Consider the following 22400-nt stretch of genomic DNA (forward strand, 5'->3'; position numbering starts at 1 on the left):
CCGGTCTCAGGTGCCCACGCTCACCTCCACAGCAGCGTGTCGCACATCTGGGTAGACATCTCGTGTCTCACATGTCCCCAGACTGAACAGAGTCCAGAGACTCGCCAACCACTCACAGGGGGAGGTCAGATGCGCTCGGCCAGCCCGGGATAGTCCAGGACGAACCCGTCACCGTCGATACGAACCGACGACGAGGAGACGGGCGACAGCACGTGAATCCCGTCCGGGCCACTGCTGTAGGTGATGCTGGCCGCGTTCACCTCGAGATCGAGCAGGCTGACGTACACCACGGGGACCTCGATGTCCTCGGACGTGGAGTTCATGTCGAAACGCCGGATCGGGAGCGTGTTGAACAGTGGGCTGAGAACCACGTCCACGTCGAGAGCACCTGCGAACGTGGACCGCTGATGCTGCGACCCGTTGTCCACCATCCACACGCCTTCTTCGTCGCGGCTGATCGACATTAGCCGTTCGCCGGCCGCCATCGACGTGCGCAGCGACAGCCGTCTGGTCACGCCGTTCTCGTCGGTCACCAAGTCGTAGGACGCACTGAATGCGGGATGCTCGGAACACGCCGCGCCGATGATGCGTCCTGCCGCCTTGATGCGGTTGCCGGAGAGTTGAACGCGCGCCGACTCCATGCGGGGTGCGTTGTGCGCCCGCCAGGTCAGCACGGCGGGCCAGGTCGAGGCAACGGACGCTGACGAGTTCACCCATCTACGGTAAGCGACAACCGGTCGTCGTGCGGCAGTGGCCCGCATTCTTCGACATCAGTGATGGAAGGACTGCGTGTTGCTGGCGGTGGAGAGCCGGTCGAGGCGCTCGAGCACTCGTGCCACCACTTGCGGGTCCTGACCTTTTTCGGACCGGGCCGCCAACACCTCGGCCTGAGCTGCCGACAGGGCAGCACGTTGCAACTCTCGTAGCGCTTTGCGTCGATGTTTGAGTTGCTCGACGTGTTCGGCGTACTCGTTGGTGTGAATTCGGGGGGCCGATTCCTCTTCGAGACGGTGGTAGAGCGCCTTGATGTGCGCAACCGATTCCGGCGGTAGATCGCTCGGAGCGTCGGTGACCACTCCCAGCGCTGCGATGCGAGCCCGCTCCACCAGTGCGCGTTCTTCCTCGTCCTCGGCGTCAGCGACTCCGGCAACTCCGAGCTTCTTCACCATCCACGGAAGCGTGAATCCCGGCAGAATCATGCTCATCACGAGCACTACGGCGGCGATCACGACGGCCTCGGACCGCCACGAGAAATTCTCGACCGGAAGACTCAACGCCAACGCCAAGGTCACGAGCCCACGCATTCCGCACCAGGTCATCACGAGCGCTTCGGCCGCCGAGCGCGGTGCCGACGATCCGTCCCCGCTCTTTCGGCGGACTGCGAGCCAGGTGGCAGTCATCCACGCTCCGCGCACCGCCACCAGAACCAGGCCGATGATCACGCCGTGCAGCACCATCGTCCAGAGGTCGCTGCCTGCGTTCTCGACGATGTAGCGGAACTCGAGGCCGACGAGTCCGAAGGCCAGTCCTGTGATCAGGAGTTCGGCGACGTGCCAGAACGAGGCACTCGCCAATCGGTCTTCGGCCTCGATCTCCGAGTCCGCTGCACTCATCTGCACGGCGGCAACGACGACGGCGATCACTCCGGATGCGTGAACTTCCTCCGCCAGCAGGTACACGACGAACGGGATCACCAGGGTCAGCCCGCTGCGTCCGGGGATGTCGACGATCCGCACCACCAACGCCGTCCCCAACCAGCCGACGATCAAACCGATGGCGACGGCCGCGCCGGCCGTATAGAAGAAGTGCAACACCTCGAAGCCGAAATCGAGGTCCTCTCGCGCGATCGTCGCGGCCACGGCCGCTTGGAAAGCGACGAGAGCGGCAGCATCGTTGAACAGGCCTTCGGTCTGCAGCACTCCGACGATGCGGCGAGGGATTCCCACCGGCTCGGCAACCGCTTCCACCGCAACGGGATCGGGCGGTGCGCACATGGCGCCGACCGCAATGGCGGCGGCCAGAGTGATGCCGGGGACGAGCGCCCACGCCGACCACGCGACCGCCGCCGTTGTCACGAAGACCAGGCCCACCGAGTGCACGACGATGGTCTTCCACCTATCGCGGAACATCGACCACGAGGTACGTCGGGCCAGTGCCCAGAGCAACGGCGGCAAGAACAGCGGCAGGATCAGTTCCGGTTCGAGCGCGACGTGCGGTATGCCAGGTATGAACGCGGCCCCGGCGGCGACCAACGTCAACAGCACTGGCCATGGGGCATGGAACCGGTCTCCGAGGCCCACGATCAAGACGGTGCCCAACATGAGACCGATCACGACGATCAACTGATCCACAGAACGCTTTCCCTCCCATAGTGCAGGTCCGAGCCTGCTGCGCCGCCGGAATTTTTCCACACCCACCCGGAAGGGGAGGTCGTTGGTCCGGTCGGCGGTACTTCTCGAGTAACGTTCACTGACGAACTGGTCGTGAAGAAGGGGTGCCGTGACGTCAACCGGGAGCATGGTGGGCTTGTTCGCCGGCATCGGCGGACTCGAACTCGGCCTGCGCGGACACGGCTGGAACACGGAACTACTGTGTGAAATCGATCCGGGCGCCGGTGCTGTCCTGCGGAATCGTTTCGCGGACGCGCCTCTCCACACCGACGTGACGACGCTCCGTTCACTTCCTGCGAACGTGGAACTCGTCGCAGCCGGGTTTCCGTGCCAGGATCTGTCCCAGGCGGGGCGGACGGCGGGCATCACCGGTGCACGCTCCGGCCTGGTGGACGAAGTCTTCCGTCTGGTGAGGAGACAGAAGGGCCCCCGCTGGCTGCTGATCGAGAACGTTCCGTTCATGCTTCAGTTGGGGCGCGGCGCGGCGATGCGGCACATCACCCAGGCGCTCGAGGATCTCGGATACATGTGGGCCTACCGGGTTGTCGATGCCCGCGCTTTCGGCCTGCCGCAGCGTCGACAGCGGGTACTGATGTTGGCCTCGCGGACCGAGGATCCGCGAACCGTGTTGTTCGGTGAGGATGCCGGCGAACCTCCCGCGGAGGACTTCCGCGACGTGCCTTGCGGCTTCTACTGGACCGAGGGAACCCGTGGGCTCGGGTGGGCGGTCAATGCCGTACCCACGTTGAAAGGTGGTTCGTCGGTGGGGATTGCGAGTCCGCCGGCGGTTCGGCTGCCCTCCGGTGAGATCGTCACCCCGGGACTCCTGGATGCCGAACGTCTCCAGGGTTTCGACCCCGATTGGACGGCACCGGCGGCCGATGTGCCGGGGTTGCGCAACAGTCATCGCTGGAAGCTCGTCGGCAATGCCGTCAGTGTGCGGATGGCGTCGTGGGTCGGTGGCCGGATTGACGATCCGCTCCCCTACGTGGGCGAAATCGAGAGTCCGCTGGTACCGGGAGATGCCTGGCCCGCAGCGGCATGGGGTCGCGACCGGCAAACGGTTCGCGTCCACACCTCCACCTGGCCGGTGCAGCTGCCGTACGAGAATCTGAGCGGCTTCCTCGAGGACTCGAGGCTGTTGTCCGCAAGGGCCACAGCAGGTTTCCTGAAACGGGCGCGCGCCGGCAATCTGCGCTTCGCACCTGGATTCATCGACGACGTCGAAAGTCACCTGGCGCGAATGGGCGGGTTCCCGGAGGCGGCGGCCTAGGCCATGCCCGCCACCGATCCGGTAACCAGCGCAAGACTTTCCGCGCAACGCAGACGAGACACGAAGCCGGAGATGGCACTACGGCGGGAACTGCATCGTCGCGGGTATCGGTACTTCGTGGACCGCGCGCCGTTGCGCGGTCTTCGCCGTCGGGCAGATCTTGTGTTTCCCAGACGGAAGGTGGCCGTTTACGTCGACGGATGTTTCTGGCACAGCTGTCCCCAACACGCGACACGACCGAAGAACAACGCCGAATGGTGGGCGGAGAAACTCGCCGGAAATGTCCGGCGCGACCGTGACACCGACGATCGCCTCACCGAGGCCGGATGGACGGTGATCCGGGTCTGGGAACACGAAGATGCAGTGGCGGCTGCCACACGAATCGAGCCCCACCTGGCGTGACGGGCTCCGGAGGTGAAAAATGGGGTGTCCGAATACTCTGCTCGCAACGTCTCCGGAGGAGCACCATGATCCGCCACGTTGCGGCTACCGCACTGATATCTGTGACGGCAGCCGTGCCCTTGCTGTTTCTCCCACCGACGGCGGGTGCGGCACAGAGCGACACGTACATCAGCAATCCGGCCGACGATTCCTCCATGCAGGACTTCTGTGACGATCAGGCCACCGTCGCCAACAACCTGTCGAAGCAGAATCATCGTGCGCAGGCGGAGGAAGTGGTGTCGGCAGCGAACATGCGCGGCTGCCGAATCTTCACGTTCGAAAGCCCTTAGAGCACAAGAGAAGGGCCCCGCCTCGGGCGGGGCCCTTCTCGTTCCAGCCGTGGATCAGGAAGAAGCGTCCAACCAGTTGGGGAGAACACCCTTCTCGGCGAGCCAGCCGGCGGGGTCGATCTTGTTGCCGGCAGCGTCGTGCAGCTCGAAGTGCAGGTGCGGTCCGGTGGACTGGCCGAGGTTGCCCACGGTCGCGATCTGCTGACCGGCTGCCACCTGCTGGCCCACATTCACGAGGAACTCGTTGATGTGGCCGTAAATGGAGGTTGCGCCGTCCGGGTGCAGGATGCGGACCCACTGGCCGAATCCGTCGGCCGGTCCCGCACTGATGACCTCGCCGCCCTCGGTCGCGACGACCGGGGTTCCGATGGCTGCCGCAATGTCGATGCCGCCGTGCTGGGCGCCCCAGCGGGTGCCGAAGCTGGAGGTGAGGGTTCCGTCGACCGGCTGAACGACGCCGTTCGCGGCCGGAGCCTGCGCGGATGCATCGTCGGCCTGCGGAGCGGGTGCTTCCTCCACGGGGGCCTGCGCAGGTGCCTGGGTGGCGCCACCGAGGTTCAGGGCCTGACCGGGGAAGATGAGGTCGGCGTTGACGACCTGGTTGATCAGGTCAGGCAGCGAAGCCCCGTGGGTCCGAGCGATGCCGGAGAGGGTGTCGCCGAGCTGGACGATGTAGCTGTCGAGCTCTGCGGGTGCGGGGGTCGGAGCCGGTGCCTCGACCGGTGCTTCCGCAGCCGCCTCGGTTGCCGGAGCGGTGTCGGTGGTCGCGGTGGTTCCGCTGGTCAGGTACTGACCGCAGACGGGCCACGCGCCGACACCCTGGCCTGCGAGCACGTTCTCGGCGACGCGGATCTGCTCTTCCTGGCTGGCGTCGGCAGCGTTGCCCGAGCCGCCGTAGGCGTTCCAGGTGCTCTGCGTGAACTGCAGGCCGCCGTAGAAGCCGTTACCGGTGTTGGCCGACCAGTTGCCGGACGATTCGCAGTCTGCGACGCCGGACCAGTCGTGGCCGGACTGAGCCTGGGCCACTCCACCACCGAAGGCGAGTGGGAGGGCGACCACCGCACCGGCGGTGGCGGCTGCGCCCAGGGCATGCTTGATGTTGAAGCTGGTCATTCGGGTAGATCCTCTCCACATCCACCGACGAGTAAGCCCGTGCACCAAACGCGCCCTGGGTCTTGTCGCTCTCGTTCCTGCCCCTCGGGGGGTATCGACTCCGGTGCCTGCGGGGCAGGATCTGGCAGATGGCAGGCCCGGATGTTTCGGTTCCGTTGTTCGGGTCTTTCGAACCCGAAGCTCTCGGGCTGTCAACGACCGTAGGCACAGATCACGAATAGGTCACGGAGAGGTTTTCTGGACGACCGTACATGTTCTTTTTGCCTGGTAGGACGTTCATGCAGGTCCAAAATCCAATAGCAAGCTGAGCACGGAACTGTTACACACTCGTTATGTGACGACTGGCACGTACAAAATGTGGCGTGCGACACGAATCGGGATCGCGATTTGGGGTCGAAAACTACATTACGACTGGTCGGTTACGGTTTTTCGGGGAGTCCCGTGCCCGTGCACACGCGATCGGACGAGGCTCCCCCGAGGAGGAACTCGGCAACGGCGTCGTCGACACACGAAATCTTCTGACTCGCGAACACACCGTGGGACCAGGTGTCGGTCGCCGTGATCATTCCGCTCCCCTCCCACTGCCGATGCCGACGTTCGGCGTCGGCCACGGGAGTGACCGGGTCCTGGGCTCCAGCAACCATGAGCAGACGAGGCGCCACCTCCGAACGTGGAGGGGAAGGCGGGTCCGCGAGGGCCGCTATCGGCCAGAATGCACAGACATCTGCTTCGATTCCCGTGAGAATCGGCTGCGGATCGATCCGCTCGAGTCGTTGGTGGCCGGCCAGCACCTCCGGTACCGACAGAGGTCGAGTGGCATCAGCGCACACAACGGTGCGATTGGCCGCCTCCGCGTTGCGACGCTCGTCGTCCACCTCGGGAACAACCGGTGCGAGCGCCGCCAGATCGCCGTCGCGGCGCGCTCTCGCCAATGCTTCACCGAGCGGCTGCCACCTTTCCGTGCGACCCAGAGCCCGATAGACGGCGCGGTCGAACTCGTCCGGCCCGATCCCATGAGAGGGAGAAAGCGCTCGCACCGCGTCGTAGCTGCGACGCACGGCTGCGGAGTCCTCGCCCAGACCGAAGTGCCGAGCGTGACGCGCCCACCATCCGAACATCGAGTTCCGCTGATCGAGCAACGCCTCGGCCTGCCGTACCCCGAATGCGTGCCAGTCGTCCCGGCCGTCCGGTCCGGGCCCCACGACGGAGTCGAGCACGAATCTGTCCACGTGGGCGCCGTAGCGGCGCGCATATCTGTCGGCGATCAAGGTCCCGTACGACACCCCGAGCATGGAGATTCGCTCTTCTCCCAGCGCGCGACGGATTGCGTCGATGTCGTCGGCAACACGGTCCGTTCCGAATTCTGCGGCATCGGGACCCACTTCGGTCGCGCAGTCACGTGCGGTGGCAGCGAGTACCGGAAGTGCAGTGAGTCTGCCGGTCGATGGAACCGGACGATCGAACAAGCCGCCCATCGGCCCACAGTCGATCGGGGCGGGAGGCTGCCGGTCCGGGCGGGACACCGTGCTGTGAGCGACCCCGCGCGGGTCGAAGCCGATGATGTCGTAGGCAGCGCGCACCTCTTCGGGCAGTTTCTCCCCCTTGGTGGCGGCGTATTCGAGGCCTGTGTTGCCGGGCCCACCCGGGTTGACGACCAGCACTCCACGTCTGGCACCAGGATCGGTTGCGCGCATGCGAGACACGGCGAGGTGGACGGTGCCGGCACCTGGGTCGCCGGTCGACAGCGGCACCTCGAGCATTCCGCATTCCAGCCCCTCGACGTTCGAGCCGGTGAGCTCGACGCAGGACTCGAACCGCAGGCCGGAGACTTCCGGCGCGAATGGCGCGTACGACGATGCCGAGGCCGAGGCGCTTCCTCCGACAAGCGTGAGCGCGACGAGCACCGATACCGACGACGCCCGGACAGTCGGCACGCGAATCGGGCGATCCATACCGGTGTGACCGAGCTCCATATTGCTAACGATAATGATAGTCAGTAGCTTCTCTGGGGTTGGGTTCCTCGAACACGAGCGAAAGGTCGCGGGTGGCACACCTGTTGTTGGTCGAGAGTTGGGTCGGCGCGATGGGAACGTTGCTGCCACGCGCCATTTCTGACCTCGACGCCGAGTTCACGTTCCTCACGAGGCGACCCGAGCACTACCCGAGTCGGCTGCCGGACGGTTCCGTTCACCCACTCCTCAGCGGTCGAAACGTGGTGACCGCCGAGACGAACGACCCGGCCTCAGCGCTCGCTGCCGCCCGGCAGATCCATGACGAGACACCACTCGACGGGGTGCTCACCAGCTGCGACTACTACCTGTCCACCGCAGCGCGCATCGCAACCGAGCTCGGACTACCCGGTCCCACACCGGAATCCGTTGGCGTTGCCTGCGACAAGTCGCGCACCCGGGAAGTTCTCGACGCAACCGGCATTCCAGGGCCCCGCAACGCAACCGCGCCGATCGACGATCCGCGCGCACTCCGCGACGCCGCCGACACAGTGATGTTTCCGCTGGTGGTGAAGCCGACGGACCTCTGTGCGGGGATGTTCGTTCGGCGCGCGGACGACTGGAACGATCTCGAGTCTGCGGTGACCGACCTCCGGAGCTTCGAGGTGAACGCTCGCGGACAGCCGCGGACACCGGTCGTACTGCTCGAAGAATTCCTGAACGGGCCCGAATTCAGTGTGGAGAGCTGGATTCGTCACGGCGACATCCACACCGTCGGGGTCACCGACAAGTCCCTCGGCGGACGTTCGGGGTTCGTGGAAACCGGACACATGTTTCCCGCAGCCCTGACTGGCCGGGATCGTTCTGCGGTGGTCGCGATGGCGGAAGCCGCTGTCCGCGCAGTCGGTCTCGACAACACCGTGGTTCACACCGAACTTCGTCTTACGCCTGCCGGCCCGAGGATCATCGAGATCAACGCACGACCGGCCGGCAATCAGATCACCGAGCTGATCAGACACGTCAGCGGTGTCGATCTTCCTGCCGTTGCAGTCGAACTCGCCCTCGGCCGCGAACCCGCATCTCCTCGCCCCGCCCAGAATGACGCCGCCCGGCCGCGCAGCGCCGCCGTACGCATGCTGGTGCCCGAACGGGAAGGCATTCTCGGCGAACTGAAAGGCGCGGACGAGGTTGCCGGTCACCCGGCGGTAGTGAATTCCCACTTCAAGAAGCGTGGACACCGGATCGGCGTGGGAGTGGACAACAACAGCTATCTCGGAAACGCGATCGTGCTGTCACCCGAGGAAGGTGGGGCGGGGCTCCTCGCCGACCGACTGGTGTCGTCGATCTCGATCGAGTATGCCGAGGGTGCGGCGCGATGACCGCTCACGCCCGGCCGCAGATCGGCAGCGTCTCGAGTCTGCTCGATCGTCACCGCGCCGATCCTGAGCTCGTCCCGCCGCGGACTGCGACGGTGTCGGTCGCATTCACGACAAGCCAAGGGGCACAACACAAGGGGCGCAGCGGAGGCTATCGCAACGAGGTGGTCAGCTTGCGGGTCGGCGCTGCAACGGGCTCGTGCGCCGTCGAGCCCGGTTCGATCGCCCCCGAGGTGGTGCATGCCTGCGCAGGCGTCCCGGTCGCCGATCTCCTAGGCCACGACCATACGGCCGTGCGACTGGCGGCGCTCGATGCCTGGTTGACACACCGCCGCCCGCATTCCGAAGATCCTCGCGCACAGACGATCCGTATCGGTCCCGGCGACTCACTCGAAAGATCGCTGGCACGAGCCCGTCACGTCTCCCGGCTCGTCGAGTCACCGGAGGGCGGAGGTGTGCTCGTGATCGGCGTGGTCAACTCGCTGCTCGACCAACTACGCCTGCGCGGACTTCGATACGTGCCGTGCGATCTGAAGGGCGGAGTCACCGAGTGGGGTGAACCGGTCGTCACGGACTTCACGGCGCATCTCGACGACGCCGACGCCGTGCTTGCCAGCGGCATGATGCTCGGCAACGGGACGTTCGACCACCTGCTCACCCTGCTCGCAGACACCGGGAAGCAGGTCCCGGTCACCGTGTTCGCGCAGACCGGTGCCGCCGTCGCGCGCGAACTACTGGGCAGAGGAATTCATGCACTCTCGGCCGAGCCTTACCCCTTCTTCTGGCTGACCGGAGACGAAACCCCGATCCACCTCTATCGCGCGGCGCGTGATCGATGACCGTGATCGAGGAACCCACACTGGTCGGCCGAAGCCCACTCGTACGCGTTCACACACCGGTCCCGCGCCCGCATCCGGGCTACTTCGCGAAGATCGAGTCGCTCGGACTCGGCGGGCTCAAGGCCAGGTCGGCGTCCTCGATGATCGCCGGTGCACGTCGACGCGGCGACCTTCGCGAGGGTGCACAGATCGTCGAATCCACGAGCGGAACGTTGGGCATCGGGCTGGCATATGTGGCTCAGGCTCTCGGGCACCCATTGACTCTCGTGGTGGACTCCGAACTGGAGCCGCCGATGAGGAACCTGCTGCACGCTCTCGGTGCGACCCTCGAAATCGTGGAGCGCCCCCATCCGACGGGTGGTTGGCAACAGTCTCGCCTCGATGCCCTGCAACGCATCCTGTCGCAGAATCCGGGCGCATACTGGCCGAACCAGTACGACAATCCCGACAACGCCGCGGGTTACGGCGGCCTGGCGGACGAAATCGTCACGGGACTCGCGGAATCGGGCGTTTCGCGCCCCGACGTGTTGGTGTGCAGTGTCGGCACGGGCGGCCACAGCACCGGGGTGGGCCTCCGCCTTCGCCAGATCTGGCCGGACATTCGGATCATCGGTGTCGATGCCGTGGGATCGGCGATCTTCGGGCAACCTGCAACCCACAGAATCATGCGGGGGCTGGGGAGCAGCGTTCACCCGGGCAATGTGCGACACGACATGTTCGACGAAGTGCACTGGGTCGGCCCTCGCGAGGCCGTGCACGCCTGTAGAGCACTGGCCTGCAGTGGCTTCCACACCGGCGGCTGGTCGACCGGTGCCGCGGCCACCGTCGCCGGTTGGGCCGCACACCGCTGGTCGGGGCCCGTCGTCACGATCTTTCCGGACGGTCCGGATCGATACCTACGCAGCATCTTCGACGATGCCTGGTGTCGCACTCGCGGACTACTCGAGGCTCCACGCACGTCACCGCACGAGATCGACGACTGCCGCGATCCCGCCGATTGTTGGACTCGATGCCGGACGGTCCACGCACCACAGCACATCACGGAACTGACGGTGTGACCGACATGAACATGACCTGGACCTCCGAGATGCTCCAGCTGAAGTCACCCTTTCGCATCAGCAGAGGAGTGATGACGTCACGCACCGCCGTTACGTTCACACTGACCGATTCCGAGGTGCGCTCGGGCAGCGGTGAGGTCGTCACCTCCGTGCACGCGAACCTGGACGAGCACCGGATCGAACGCGAACTGCTCAGCGTTGCTGCTCGATTCGGTGAACAACCCACGGCTGACGCGACGGCAGGGGTTCACCCCGCAGTCGCCGCTGCGGTGTGGTCGGCCGTCGCGGACCTCCGGGCACGTGTGTGCGGACAGACGGTCGCCGCACATCTGGGGTTGGAACTGCCTGCCGAGGTTCCGATCGCGCACACCGTCGGAATCGATACCTCCGAGGCGATGGCCTCTCAGGCAGCGGAGCTGGCCGCACGAGGATTCTCACTCCTCAAGATCAAGCTGGACGCCGACGCGACTGCATCGGCGCAGCGACTCACGGCAGTGGTCGCCGCTGCACCCGGCGCTGCCCTGATCGTCGATGCGAACGAAGCCTGGACAGCGGATATCGCGAAGAAGGTGCTCGGCGACGTTCGGGGGTTGCCGGTGGTAGCGCTCGAACAGCCGCTACCGACCGAGGATCACCGGGGAATACGAGAGTTGCGTAGTCACACCGATATTCCGTTGATTGCCGACGAATCCGTACACACTCTGGCCGACCTGGACGGACTTGTCGGACTCGCGGATGCGGTGAACGTCAAACTGCCCAAGTGCAGTGGGATTTACCAGGCCCATGCGCTCGCGGACGCGGCGCGCGAACGTGGGCTGGACGTGATGCTCGGATGCCTGGTGAGCAGTTCACTCGGGATTGCGCCCGCCGTGCAGCTCGCCTCCGTCGCCAGGTGGTGCGACCTGGACGGACACCTTCTGCTCACACACGACCCCTGGTCGGGGCTCGGCGGCGCGGACGGGGTTCTGCGCCCCAACCGACTACCCGGACTCGGCGTGCGCCGGATCGAAGACGAGGAAGGTCGATGACCGAACAACAGACGAAACACGGAACCTTCGCACTGCTCCGCAGTTTCCCCCGCTCGGTGCAACTGCTGGTGCTCAACCAGTACGGAGTGAACACGGGCTTCTACATGCTGGTCCCCTACCTGTCGATGCACCTGACGGGCAACCTCGGCATGTCGCTGGCGATCACCGGATTGATCCTGGGGGTAAGGACTCTCAGCCAACAGGGGCTCTTCCTCATCGGCGGCACGGCCTCCGATCGACTGGGGCCGCACCGGGTGATAATCGCCGGCTGCGCACTGCGCTCCGTCGGGTTCGCCGTGTTCGCCTTCGGCACGAGTGTGCCATTGTTGGTGTTGGCTTCGGTCCTGTCCGGTCTCGCCGGTGCCCTGTTCAACCCGGCTGTCCGCTCCTACATCGCTGTCGCCGAACCGAACAGACGAGCCGAGGCGTTCGCCGTGTTCAACGTCTTCGCTCAGGCCGGCGCGCTGTCGGGGCCGCTCATCGGGAGTGCCCTGTTGATGGTCGACTTCCGCACCGTCGCCATGGTCGCTGCGATCGTCTTTGCCCTGCTCACACTCGCGCAGCTCCGCTTCCTTCCGGTCCATCCCGTCGAACGGGCGCAGACGACCGTCATTCGGGGCTGGGCCACAGTTCTACGTAACAGGCGATTCATGGCGTTCACACTCGCCATGCTCGGCATGTTCGCATTGCAGACTCAGATGTACCTGGTCTACCCGGTGCTCGCGGGACGAGTCACCGACTGGGGCGGCGCAGTGGCGTTGCTGTTCCTGTCCACCACGGTGTTCAGCCTCGTCATGCAGGTACGGCTCACCAGGTGGTTCACGCAACGCACGGGTCGTGGGGCGGCAATTACATCGGGCCTCGTTCTCATGGGCGCCGCCTTCGTGGTGGTGCTGCCTGTGCTGTGGGCCGACACGGCTCACGGGATCGCCGGGATCGCCTTCGCGTTGGCACCGTTGGTGCTTTCCGCCTTGGTTCTCGAGGCCGGCATCATGATCGCTCAACCCTTCGTCATGGAACTCATTCCCGAGTACGGGGATTCGAGTATCTCGGGCACCTTGTTCGGAATGTTCTACCTGGTCTCGGGGATCGCTGCGGCGGGCGGCAACGCACTGATCGGATACGGAATCGGCTTGGACACCGGGTGGCCAGGCGCCTTCGTGTGCATCGTGTTGGCGTGGGGATCGGCGACCGCCGTGTGGCTGCTGCACCGCGCCGGCATGCTCCCGAGTCCGGCAGGGGCGAGAACGTGATTCCGACCGTCACCCGCAATCTTCTCACCGACAACCCGGCACTGTACGAGGCGCGGTTTCCCGATCCCGACCACGCTGCCGGACGTTTCGTCGACGACATCGCGCGAACTCTCCTCTCGGACGATCGCTCGCGCCTCTCGGTGCTGGACCTCGGATGCGGCACCGGACGTGATCTCGGTTTCCTTGCCGGGCAGGGGTATCGGTGCCACGGACTCGACATGTCCGAACAGATGGTGCGCTACGCGGCAGCCGAACATGCGCCGGTGACAGCCAGTGTCGACGACTTGCGAGACTTCGACCTCCAGAAGTCTTTCGACGTGATCACCTGCCTCGACAGCTCACTGCTGTACTGCCACACCGATACCGAACTGGCATCCGCACTGGGCTGCGCCCGCAACCATCTGCGCTCCGACGGTCTGTTGATCGCGGAAATGCGCAACGGCGCCTTCTTCCTCGGCAACACGGAACTTCTCGACGTGCCCACCCTGACGTCGTTCGATTGGGAAGGCCGGGTCTGGAGTGCCGAGACCACACTGTGGATCGACCATGCGTCCCAACTGCTCCGACGTCGTCGTGCGTGGACACTTCCCGATTCGTCCGAACCTCTCGTTCAGACCTCCGCCTGGCGATTGCTGTTCCCGTTGGAGCTGGCCGGCCACCTCGAACGTGCAGGTTTCTCGGTGTGGGCCATGTTCGACACGCCCGGGCCGCGCACCGACCCCGGTTGGATCCCAGTCTCGAACCTCGAGGGTCTTCGGGACAGCCCGTTATCGGGCGACCGATTACACGTCGTCGCCCGAGCCGTATGACCCGCCACTCACCCACTCGACCCATCACCCGAGGAGACACCCGATGAACCCACTCCCCCGTTCACCGTTGCCGAATCCGAGCCGACGATCGTTCCTCGGTCTGGGAGCCGCCACCATCGGAGCCGTATTGCTGGGCGCCTGCGGTACAGGAGGCGAGAACACCGCCGCGACAACCTCGACTCCCCGCAGCGGTGGCAGACTCAGGGCAGTGTTCGCAGGCGGTGGCGCCCAAGAGGTGTTGGATCCGCACAAGACCAACCTCTACGCCGACGTTGCTCGGGCGAATGCGTTGTACGACAAGCTCGTCGAGTACGGCGATGATCTCGCACCCGTTCCCCGGTTGGCGACAGCGTGGGAGCCGTCCCCCGACGCCACTGTGTGGACTGTGCGGCTGCGTCCGGCCGTGTTTCATGACGGGCGTCCTGTGCGCGCAGCCGATGTGCTGTATTCGTATCAGCGAATACTGGATCCGCAGAACGCTCTGCGCCCGCGGGCAAGCCTCGAGATCATCGATATCAGACGCTCTCGCGCGGTCGACGATCACACCATCGAGTTCGTCTGCGCCCGGCCGTGCGGGGAGCTTGCCAACGTCCTTGCTGCGTTCGGCGCCTACATTATTCCCGAGGGGGCGACCGACTTCAGTCATCCGATCGGCTCCGGCCCGTTCACGTTCACTTCGTTCGAACCCGGCCGCTCCTTCGTCGCCACCCGCTTCGACGACTATTGGGACGGAGCGCCGCACGTGGACGAGCTCGAGATCCTCTCCGCCCCTGACGAAACCGCGCGGATCAATGCCGTCCTCGGCGGGCAGGTGGAGTATGCCGACGATCTCGGGGTCACGTCGGCGCGCACATATGAGAACGATGCGCGGGTACAGCTCTTGCAGTCTCCGCGCAGCGCTATGTCGGGCTTCGCGATGAAGGTCGATCGACCACCTTTCGACGATCTCGATCTCCGTCGGGCGATGTTCGCGCTCGTCGACAGAGAGGAGCTGGTGTCCACCGTGCTCGGCAGAACGGGTGTGGTGGGCAACGATCTGTTCGGCAAGGACACCAAGTACTACGCCGACGACCTCCCCCAGCGCACCATGGACCTCGACGAGGCGAAGTCGCTCATCCGCAAGGCCGGTGCCCTGAACACCACCATCGAACTGCAGACCACCGGGGCGACCAATGGATTCGTCGAGGCCGCCAACATCTTCGCCGAACAGGCCGCTCGCGCCGGACTGAAGATCGACGTGAAGGTCGGTGAAGGATCCACGTACTGGACACGGACCCTCGACGAAGGTGTGCTGTCGAGCTTCCGGTCGGGCGCGATGCCCATCGAAACCCATCTGGCGCAGCGGATGCTGTCGGACTCGTCGAAGAACTACACGCAGTGGCGCCGCCCCGAGTTCGACGCTCTGTTCGCCGCCGCCAGCGAGACCACCGACGAAAGCGCGCGGGCGAGTGCGTATCAGCAGATGCAGTCGCAGCTCTACGCCGAGGGCGGTTTGCTGGTGTGGGGTTTCTCCGACAGTGTTCACGGACTCAGCCCGAACCTTGCCGGGATGGCCCAGAACGCGCCGAGCAACACCCTCGGGTATGCCCGATTCGACAAGGCCTGGCTGGCGTGATTCTGGCTCGCTACGCCGGTACTCGCCTCGTGGTCGGCGTCGTGCAGGTGCTCGGGGTGCTCGTCCTCGTCTTCATGATCGCTGCCGCACTGCCCGGCGACGCAGCTGTGGTCATCGCGGGCGACGATGCCGACCCCGGACGGATCGCACAGCTGCGTGCACTGCTCGGATTGGACCGGCCGTTGCCCGTACAGTTCGGCGACTGGCTTGTCGGTGCAATCCGTGGCGACCTCGGGGTCTCGGCGGTCTCCGGTCGACCGGTCGCCACAATGCTGGGAAACGCGCTGACACCCACGCTCACCCTCGCCGCTCTGGCATTCGTGGCGCTCGTCCCGTTGGCACTGGCCCTCGGGGTGACCGCCGCCGTGCACCGCGGCCGACGGACCGATCGGGCGATCTCCACATCGGTGGTGGCACTGTATGCGGCGCCTGAGTTCGCCATCGCAATCGTGCTCGTCGCCGTGTTCGGCGTCGGCCTCGGCTGGTTCGCGCCCACCGCCGTCGGCGCGAGCGGCCCGCTCCTGCTCCAGCCCGAGTTGTGGGTTCTGCCTGTGGCCGTGCTGGTGATCCGACCGGTGTGCTCGCTGTCGCGTCTGGTGCGCGCGTCGATGGTCACCACGCTGGATTCGGAATACATTCGACACACCCGCCGTCTCGGTGTGCCGTTTCGGCGGGTGATCTGGCGACACGCCTTGCCCGGTTCCCTCACGCCCGCGACCCAGCATCTTGCTCGGGTTGCCGATTGGCTTCTCGGGGGTGTCGTTGTGGTCGAAGCAGTATTCGCGCTCGGTGGGCTCGGGCAGATCCTGGTCAGTGCCGTGAGCAGTAGGGACATTCCGCTCTTGATGGGGCTGGTCGCGCTGTTCGCGGTGATCACGGTGACGGTCAACACTGCGGCAGACATTCTCGCTTATCGGCTCAATCCATTGGCAGGGGTCACGTCGTGAGAACACGGTTGTTCGTAGGCTTCGCGTTGACGGCAATCCCGCTCTTGGCCGCACTGCTCGGCCCCCTTATTGCCGGAGAGAGTGAGCGTGGTCCCGCATTCGTTCTGGGCGAGAAGTGGCTCCTCGGAACGGATGCCGAGGGGCGAGACGTCCTGACCCAGGTGCTGCTGGGAGGACGATCGTTGGTTCTGGTGGCGGCCGTCGCAGTGCTGCTCACGTACCTGATCGCCGTTCCGTGGGGCGTGGCGGCCGCGACCGCGCGTCATCGGGTACTCGACGAGACTCTGATGCGCCCTTTGGATCTGTTGCTGTCCTTGCCGTCGATCATGCTGCTCTTGTTGGTGGTCGCGATCACGGATGCCAACCTCGTCGTCCTGACCGTGACAGTGGCGGTTCTGCTGTTCCCGGACGCGACACGACTGGTACGAGCCAGCACTCTCCACGCCGCGCACACGCCGGCCATGGAAGCCCTTTTGCTTCAACGCGAAAGCTGGTGGCGTCGGCAGTTCGGCTACCTCGGACGCACGCTGCTACCGGTTCTCGCTGCAGATGCAGGGCTCCGTTTTGTCGGCGCGATCTACCTCATCGCCTCCGCCAGTTTCCTGGGCGTCAGCGCAGACGCCGCCGGGACCGATTGGGCGGTGATGATCGACCGCAACCGCGCGGGCCTCGCTCTTGCCCCGTGGGGCGTGGTCGTTCCGGCTGTTTTGCTCATCGCCCTGGCCATGGGTGTCAATCTGCTGTTCGACTCCGGCGCTCGCGCCGCGACTCGTGAAGTAAGTCAGAGGAAGTCATGACCGACATACTCCCCACCGCACCAACCGCATACGACGAAGCCAGCGCCGTCCGCATACGCGGACTCACTGCCCGGACGCATGATCGAATACTCGTGGCCGACGTCGACCTCGATGTTCCCGCCCGAAAGGTGACTGCCCTGGTCGGCGCATCCGGCAGCGGGAAGACCACCACCGCACTGGCATTGATGGGCGAGGTGCGGCCAGGGGTCAGGGTCGCAACCGTCACCACGGAGGCGCACGGAGTTCGATTCGGTTACGTTCCCCAACAACCGTCGTCGGTGCTCAATCCGGCCTTGCGGATCGGAACAGTGCTCGACGACATAGCTCGCGAGGGCAGGCGGAACGGGCGCAGCGTTGCTGTCGCCGACGCCTTGGCGCGCGCCGGTTTCCCTGGCGATCCACAGATGCTGCGCCGCTACCCCCACCAACTTTCCGGCGGACAACAGCAGCGTCTGGTGATCGCCCAAGCCCTGCTCACCGATCCGACCTGTCTGATACTGGACGAACCCACCACCGGTCAGGACCCAGTCAACCGCGCAGCCATCCTCGACGAGATCAGCCGACTCCGAGATCACGGCCTCACCGTCGTGCTCGTCACCCATGATCTGGCCGCAGTCGAACGCGTCGCCGAGCACGTGATCGTCATGGCCGACGGAAAGGTGGTCGATGCCGGCGACCCCGAGAACATATTGGCCGTGATGCGAACCGAGGTTCCGCATGCACGGATCGACGCGCTGGATCGTGCCTCGAAACCGGAAACCGCGCGTGTGGCAGTGGATTCGATCACGGCTGCGTATCGCAACACCGCGGTGCTCGAACAGTTTTCGCTGCCGATCGGGGCTGGTGAATGTGTGGCGTTGGTCGGCCCGTCGGGATGCGGAAAGAGCACGGCTGCGCGCGTGATCGCCGGCCTGCATGCGCCGACCGTCGGTCGCGTGGTGCTCGATGGACAGCCGCTGGCAGGTTCTGTACGGCGGCGAACCCGCGAACAGGCTGCGGCGATCGGATACGTCTTCCAGGACGCCAAGGCTGCTTTCGATCCGTACCGCAGTGTGTGGGATCAGATCGTCCGGGGCCAGAAACGCCTGCGGCGCGTCCCCGACAGTGAGGCGATTGCGGCCGCCCGCCGGGCACTCGAGCGGGTCGGCTTGGCCGAACCGATTGCGCGCCAGCGTGCCATCGCTCTCTCCGGCGGCGAAGCCCAGCGTGCTGCCCTTGCCCGCGCCCTCGCGGTAGAACCGTCAGTGCTGATCTGCGACGAGGTGACCACCGGCCTCGACCCGGCATCGCAACGACACGTGCTGACGATCCTGGCCGAACTCGTCAGATCACAACAGCTCTCACTCCTGATCATCAGCCACGACAGCACCGTGGTGGACACCATCGCCGATCGCGTGATCGATATGTCGCTGCCGGAAGGTGGACTGACCCGGAACCCGGCGGATTACCAGTCCGTGCGCAGGATCGGCGGCGGGTTGTCGAAATAGTCGTCGTCACCTGATTGGTCGGGGCTTTCCCGTGCGACTTCGGCCGCATACTCCTCGTCGATCTGCGTCTGCCCCTGTGCGGCGAGGGCCTCCCGCTCTTCGTCACTCAACTTCGATATTTCGCTCACCGCTCCGGAGACCAATGGATTCACGACAGTGGCGAAGGTGGTCGAATCGATGACGTCGCGCAAGTTGACGCGGCCGTCGAGCACCTGACCGATGAGCTTCTTGAATTCCGGGTCTGGTGTGGCGGTCGCCAGCGTGCGAAGGGCGTTGCGAAGATGCAATGCACTCGCTGGATCGCTTTCCAACGAAGGAAGCAGGGGCCGGACGTCGACCATGTCAGACCTCACTGTGGTCGTAAGCGGCACCGGGCAGGGCAGGGAACTTCACGTCCCTGACAGCACCCATGTACCCCGTGATCACACCGGCAGCCGCTTCAGCGCCTTGCAGCGCGTAACCGAGAATCTCAGGAATCTTGCTGATCACTTCATAAAGCTTCCAACCAGTTCTGAGCGCCGCTGCCCAAGACGCGGCGGCGACAACTGCACCCAGGCCTGTGGCGGTCAAGAGGGCTGTCGCTCCCGCAGCAGCCAACTCCAGCAAAAACTGCACCATCAGATCCGTTGCAGTACCCAGAAGCCCCTTGACTGCTTCCGATGCTTCGTACATTCCAATCGCAAGGGAATCGATCTGACTTCCCATTGAATTGATCGCGAACTTCTGCGACTCAATCGCACGTGCCAACTCACCGAAGTAGTCAGACGCGGAAGCGGCCGCGTCTCCATCCCAAGATTCGGACGTAGTGCTCATCGCTGTTGACAGTGCCTCGGACATCTGGGAATTGAACTCGCCCAGCGACCGAACCGCGAGACCCGCTTCTTGCACCGCTTGCCAGTCACCCGCAATGTCGTCCGCGATGATGTCGATCGGGTTCTTCTCGACTCCGATCAATCCCAGTGCGCCCATAACCGGTGCCGTGAGCCAGTATGTCGGGCTTAGGTACGAACCGCTCAGTGCGTTCTCCAAGACGTCCGGCACTGGGTCCGATGCGATGGGTTCGACTAGCGCGGCGCGCGGTTCGGTGGTCATAGTTTCTCCTGCTCAGAACCGGTCAGTAAGTGCGATCCAGCTGCGAGGCGTTGCCAAGATCCGTACTGCGATAGTGGCCTGCAGCTCTTGTGATCTCCTGACCCGACTCCCCGGCCAGCTTGGCTATGCCGTCGGTATTGGCGACCAGCAGTGCACGCATATCAGAAATAGTGGAATCGATTGTCAGGAAGATCCGACCATCGCCGGCCCCCGTCGAAACATGCTTCTCGAGGAAGTCCGTGGCCTCCTTGGCCTGCGCCGACAGTTCACTCAAGCTCGTGGCGAATGCATCTAGCGCCGCTGGATCTACCTTCATTTCCCTCCCCCGTAACCCAGGGTGGGCCGCACCCCGAACCACCCTTCCGTCCGAAGGCTATCAGCCTCGATTTGCGCTAGCGAAGCGGCGGGCGCTAGGCATAGGCGTGCGCGAAGCAACAACAAACCGAGTGACCTTCCCCCTGCGTGTGCCTACAGACGAAGACCTCGGCCGATGGAAGTCGAAACCCCCAGCGGAAAGAATCCGCTCTCTGGCCACGCCGGTGCCCGAAGTCTGCGTCGCGCATGGGTCGCCGGGAACGTGGCTCAAGAATCTGACTCTTTGGTCACGTCCCGACACCGAATTCGACCGAAGGCCTCGACGCTCCCAGATACTGCGCGACGCTCTGCTTCCAGCAGAGCGGATCGGACGCAAGCTCGAACGCGCCGCAACCGCACACGCAACAATAACTGGGGTATATGGATGCGCGAAATGTCGCCGCTGGATCCTTCGTCGGCGTCTACGGACCGCAGCACTGGCCGTCGGCGTCATCTGCCTGTTCACCGTAGTTCCCCGCATACTAGGCACGACTGGACACGAAACCTTAGCGGCCTACTCACTGTTCATGGGTCTCGTTCTCCTTGTGATCACCGCCAGATCGGCTCGGTGGATCAATGAGTTCGCGAAAGCCTCGATCACTCAGGACGGCACCCAGCTGGTGGTCTGCGACGCACATCCCGACTACGTGCGCGAGGCTGTGGCGCTCGGTGGTGAAGCCTCGCGCACGTCGGTGTGATGGACGCTCCGCTCAGCGGAACTCGTCGGCGTGGGTTTTCAACCACTCGTCGATACCGGTTGCCGGACGACCCGTGATCTGTTCCACCAGATCGTTCGCGGGCACGACGTATCCGGCGCCGTCTCCTTCTTTGAGTTGCACGTACCACTGCGCGTAGTCGCCCATTGCCGGGGTGAGGGCTTCGATCCCCTCTTCGGGCGAAACCTGCCTGAACTCGATTTCGCGTCCCAGTGCATTTCCGATGCGCTGCACCAATTCTCGGCGACTGATCGACTCAGGGCCGGTAATGGAAAGGGATTCCCCGATTCGGTCGCCGCCGACCAGAAGTGCCGCAGCGACTTCGGCGATGTCGTTCATCGTGATCAGCGGGCTCGCCGAATCCGGGAACGGCTCACGAACCACGCCATGATTCTTGATCTGCTCCGCGAGCATGATCGAGTTCTCCATGAACTCGTCAGGCCACAGATGAGTCCAGGCAAGTCCCGAATCCTCTACCGCCCGAGTCACATCGCCCCAATGGCTCTCATGTTCACCAGACAGGTCGACGACGTATCGGACGCCGGCTTCCTTGGCGAGCGCCAAGACCTGCGCTGTGGTCTCGGGCGTCGGAGCGAGATACATGGAGTCGACACCGTCGAACACTCCATCGAGACTGTCGAGATTGCGTAGATATCCCTTGGCGACATCCACCCCAGCAGGGAGATTCGCCTTCTCGGGTTTGTTCGTCAGGGCGCGCACGTCGGTCGCACCGCGTGCGAGCAGGTGGTCGACGACCATTCGGCCGATATTTCCAGTTGCACCAGTCACCAGAATCGTCACAACACCAACCATACGTACGTCATCACACCGGCGATGTAGCACATGCAGTGCTACACTGAGGTATGAAGGTCATCGGGATTCGAGAGTTGCGCCAGCACGCGTCCAAGTACCTTGCTCGCGTAGAGGCAGGCGAAGAGCTGGCGGTCACGAACCGGGGCCGGACGGTGGCCCGCCTCGTTCCCGTCTCGCAAGGCGAAAACGAACGAGAGGCACTGATCGAGTCTGGTGTTCTGCTCCCCGCGCGCAACAGGTCTGGACTACGCACCATCGACGTCGATTGCCTTCCTCACCGGAATCTGTCGCCTCTTCTCGACGACGTCCGCAGCGAGCGATGATCTACCTCGATACGTCCGCGATGGCAAAGCTGATCACCCGCGAGGCCGAGACTGCAGCGCTTCTGGCTTGGCTGACTCAGCGTTCGGAGGAGGCTGTCGTCACCAGCGCCCTCGGCCGTATCGAACTGATGCGCACAGCGGCCAGAGACGGCACTCCCGGAATGGCCGAGCGTGCCCACAATCTGCTGGACAGCCTCGACATCGTTCCCATCAGCGAAAGCGTTGTCGCGCTGGCCGAGACGATCGGAGCGGCGCACCTGCGATCGCTGGACGCGATCCACCTGGCGTCGGCAGCGCAGCTGGGCAATCAATTAGGCGCTTTCGTCGCCTACGACCATCGTCTTCTCGACGGCTGCCGGGCACTCGGCTATGTCACAGCATCACCCGGAAACTAGGCGGTCGAGTCGTACCGTTCCACGGTTCATCGCGCATCCGAG

24 protein-coding genes and 1 pseudogene are annotated in these 22400 nt (G+C 64.6%); 16 read left to right on the forward strand and 9 right to left on the reverse strand.

All coding sequences use genetic code 11. From position 1 onward, the window contains the following. Positions 1–125: 125 nt before the first annotated feature. Together ACFWO3_RS18355 and ACFWO3_RS18360 are read right to left on the reverse strand one after the other, a co-directional pair. Complete coding sequence (locus ACFWO3_RS18355; RefSeq protein ID WP_378580355.1) at positions 126–713, reverse strand: putative glycolipid-binding domain-containing protein; 588 nt, start codon at positions 711–713, stop codon at positions 126–128. A gap of 57 nt (positions 714–770) precedes the next feature. Continuing rightward, positions 771–2351, reverse strand: a complete 1581-nt coding sequence (locus tag ACFWO3_RS18360) for a cation:proton antiporter (protein ID WP_378580357.1) — start codon at positions 2349–2351, stop codon at positions 771–773. A 166-nt stretch (positions 2352–2517) separates the two neighbouring features. Between ACFWO3_RS18360 and ACFWO3_RS18365 the strand changes: the two genes are divergently transcribed. The 3 genes from ACFWO3_RS18365 (at position 2518) to ACFWO3_RS18375 (ending at position 4394) form a co-directional block, all read left to right on the forward strand. After that, positions 2518–3663 (forward strand): DNA cytosine methyltransferase, encoded by a 1146-nt coding sequence (locus ACFWO3_RS18365; protein WP_378580570.1) that lies wholly within the window; start codon positions 2518–2520, stop codon positions 3661–3663. Positions 3664–3666: 3 nt separating this feature from the next. Further along, a complete protein-coding gene (locus tag ACFWO3_RS18370) occupies positions 3667–4065 on the forward strand; it encodes a very short patch repair endonuclease (RefSeq protein ID WP_378580359.1) in 399 nt (132 codons plus the stop codon). A gap of 65 nt (positions 4066–4130) precedes the next feature. Next, positions 4131–4394 carry a hypothetical protein gene (locus tag ACFWO3_RS18375; RefSeq protein ID WP_378580361.1) on the forward strand — a complete coding sequence of 88 codons (264 nt, stop codon included), beginning with the start codon at positions 4131–4133 and terminating at the stop codon, positions 4392–4394. A gap of 54 nt (positions 4395–4448) precedes the next feature. On the opposite strand, the gene ACFWO3_RS18380 is transcribed toward ACFWO3_RS18375, so the two are convergent. The 3 genes and pseudogenes from ACFWO3_RS18380 to ACFWO3_RS18390 all read right to left on the reverse strand — a co-directional run bounded on the left by ACFWO3_RS18380 (position 4449) and on the right by ACFWO3_RS18390 (position 7480). Continuing rightward, a complete protein-coding gene (locus tag ACFWO3_RS18380; protein ID WP_378580572.1) occupies positions 4449–4913 on the reverse strand; it encodes a M23 family metallopeptidase in 465 nt (154 codons plus the stop codon). A gap of 33 nt (positions 4914–4946) precedes the next feature. Continuing rightward, a pseudogene (locus tag ACFWO3_RS18385) lies at positions 4947–5507 on the reverse strand (transglycosylase family protein); the annotation flags it as partial. A gap of 419 nt (positions 5508–5926) precedes the next feature. After that, positions 5927–7480, reverse strand: coding sequence for an alpha/beta fold hydrolase (locus ACFWO3_RS18390; RefSeq protein WP_378580363.1), 1554 nt, complete (start codon positions 7478–7480; stop codon positions 5927–5929). Between the two features lie 71 nt (positions 7481–7551). Between ACFWO3_RS18390 and ACFWO3_RS18395 the strand changes: the two genes are divergently transcribed. The 10 genes from ACFWO3_RS18395 (at position 7552) to ACFWO3_RS18440 (ending at position 18665) form a co-directional block, all read left to right on the forward strand. Beyond that, positions 7552–8835, forward strand: a complete 1284-nt coding sequence (locus tag ACFWO3_RS18395) for an ATP-grasp domain-containing protein (RefSeq protein WP_378580365.1) — start codon at positions 7552–7554, stop codon at positions 8833–8835. Next, positions 8832–9671, forward strand: coding sequence for a hypothetical protein (locus ACFWO3_RS18400; RefSeq protein WP_378580367.1), 840 nt, complete (start codon positions 8832–8834; stop codon positions 9669–9671). Before ACFWO3_RS18395 ends, ACFWO3_RS18400 begins: the two co-directional genes overlap by 4 nt. Next, positions 9668–10729, forward strand: coding sequence for a PLP-dependent cysteine synthase family protein (locus tag ACFWO3_RS18405; RefSeq protein WP_378580369.1), 1062 nt, complete (start codon positions 9668–9670; stop codon positions 10727–10729). The genes ACFWO3_RS18400 and ACFWO3_RS18405 overlap by 4 nt, the downstream gene beginning before the upstream one ends. Before the next feature lie 71 nt (positions 10730–10800). After that, complete coding sequence (locus ACFWO3_RS18410; RefSeq protein ID WP_378580371.1) at positions 10801–11757, forward strand: enolase C-terminal domain-like protein; 957 nt, start codon at positions 10801–10803, stop codon at positions 11755–11757. Beyond that, positions 11754–13010, forward strand: coding sequence for an MFS transporter (locus ACFWO3_RS18415; protein ID WP_378580373.1), 1257 nt, complete (start codon positions 11754–11756; stop codon positions 13008–13010). Before ACFWO3_RS18410 ends, ACFWO3_RS18415 begins: the two co-directional genes overlap by 4 nt. Next, positions 13007–13819 carry a class I SAM-dependent DNA methyltransferase gene (locus ACFWO3_RS18420; RefSeq protein WP_378580375.1) on the forward strand — a complete coding sequence of 271 codons (813 nt, stop codon included), beginning with the start codon at positions 13007–13009 and terminating at the stop codon, positions 13817–13819. Before ACFWO3_RS18415 ends, ACFWO3_RS18420 begins: the two co-directional genes overlap by 4 nt. A gap of 43 nt (positions 13820–13862) precedes the next feature. Next, positions 13863–15434, forward strand: a complete 1572-nt coding sequence (locus ACFWO3_RS18425; protein ID WP_378580377.1) for an ABC transporter substrate-binding protein — start codon at positions 13863–13865, stop codon at positions 15432–15434. Further along, a complete protein-coding gene (locus ACFWO3_RS18430; RefSeq protein ID WP_378580379.1) occupies positions 15431–16381 on the forward strand; it encodes an ABC transporter permease in 951 nt (316 codons plus the stop codon). The genes ACFWO3_RS18425 and ACFWO3_RS18430 overlap by 4 nt, the downstream gene beginning before the upstream one ends. Next, entirely contained in the window at positions 16378–17178 is an 801-nt protein-coding gene (locus ACFWO3_RS18435; RefSeq protein ID WP_378580381.1) for an ABC transporter permease subunit, read from the forward strand. The genes ACFWO3_RS18430 and ACFWO3_RS18435 overlap by 4 nt, the downstream gene beginning before the upstream one ends. After that, positions 17175–18665, forward strand: coding sequence for an ABC transporter ATP-binding protein (locus ACFWO3_RS18440; protein ID WP_378580383.1), 1491 nt, complete (start codon positions 17175–17177; stop codon positions 18663–18665). The genes ACFWO3_RS18435 and ACFWO3_RS18440 overlap by 4 nt, the downstream gene beginning before the upstream one ends. On the opposite strand, the gene ACFWO3_RS18445 is transcribed toward ACFWO3_RS18440, so the two are convergent. The 3 genes from ACFWO3_RS18445 to ACFWO3_RS18455 are packed head-to-tail and all read right to left on the reverse strand — an operon-like array spanning position 18623 to position 20073. Next, positions 18623–19006 (reverse strand): hypothetical protein, encoded by a 384-nt coding sequence (locus tag ACFWO3_RS18445; protein WP_378580385.1) that lies wholly within the window; start codon positions 19004–19006, stop codon positions 18623–18625. The genes ACFWO3_RS18440 and ACFWO3_RS18445 overlap by 43 nt on opposite strands. Before the next feature lies 1 nt (position 19007). After that, positions 19008–19757: a hypothetical protein gene (locus tag ACFWO3_RS18450; protein ID WP_378580387.1), complete on the reverse strand. Its 750-nt coding sequence runs from the start codon at positions 19755–19757 to the stop codon at positions 19008–19010. Positions 19758–19779: 22 nt separating this feature from the next. Continuing rightward, the gene (locus ACFWO3_RS18455) at positions 19780–20073 is read right to left on the reverse strand and encodes a type VII secretion target (protein WP_378580389.1); all 294 of its coding nucleotides are present in this window, start codon (positions 20071–20073) and stop codon (positions 19780–19782) included. 565 nt (positions 20074–20638) lie between these two features. Here ACFWO3_RS18455 and ACFWO3_RS18460 point away from each other — a divergent pair. Further along, positions 20639–20809, forward strand: a complete 171-nt coding sequence (locus ACFWO3_RS18460) for a hypothetical protein (RefSeq protein WP_378580391.1) — start codon at positions 20639–20641, stop codon at positions 20807–20809. Positions 20810–20821: 12 nt separating this feature from the next. Here the strand turns inward: ACFWO3_RS18460 and ACFWO3_RS18465 are convergent, their stop codons facing one another. Next, entirely contained in the window at positions 20822–21628 is an 807-nt protein-coding gene (locus ACFWO3_RS18465; protein WP_378580393.1) for an NAD(P)H-binding protein, read from the reverse strand. 62 nt (positions 21629–21690) lie between these two features. Here ACFWO3_RS18465 and ACFWO3_RS18470 point away from each other — a divergent pair, with 62 nt between their 5' ends. Both ACFWO3_RS18470 and ACFWO3_RS18475 read left to right on the forward strand, forming a co-directional pair. Further along, on the forward strand, positions 21691–21963 hold the full coding sequence (locus ACFWO3_RS18470) for a type II toxin-antitoxin system Phd/YefM family antitoxin (protein ID WP_378580395.1): 273 nt from the start codon (positions 21691–21693) through the stop codon (positions 21961–21963). Beyond that, positions 21960–22358: a type II toxin-antitoxin system VapC family toxin gene (locus ACFWO3_RS18475; RefSeq protein ID WP_378580397.1), complete on the forward strand. Its 399-nt coding sequence runs from the start codon at positions 21960–21962 to the stop codon at positions 22356–22358. The genes ACFWO3_RS18470 and ACFWO3_RS18475 overlap by 4 nt, the downstream gene beginning before the upstream one ends. Positions 22359–22400 lie beyond the last annotated feature (42 nt).

It is taken from the genome of Rhodococcus sp. NPDC058521 (assembly GCF_042719695.1).
In the GTDB taxonomy this organism is placed as follows: domain Bacteria; phylum Actinomycetota; class Actinomycetes; order Mycobacteriales; family Mycobacteriaceae; genus Rhodococcus_F.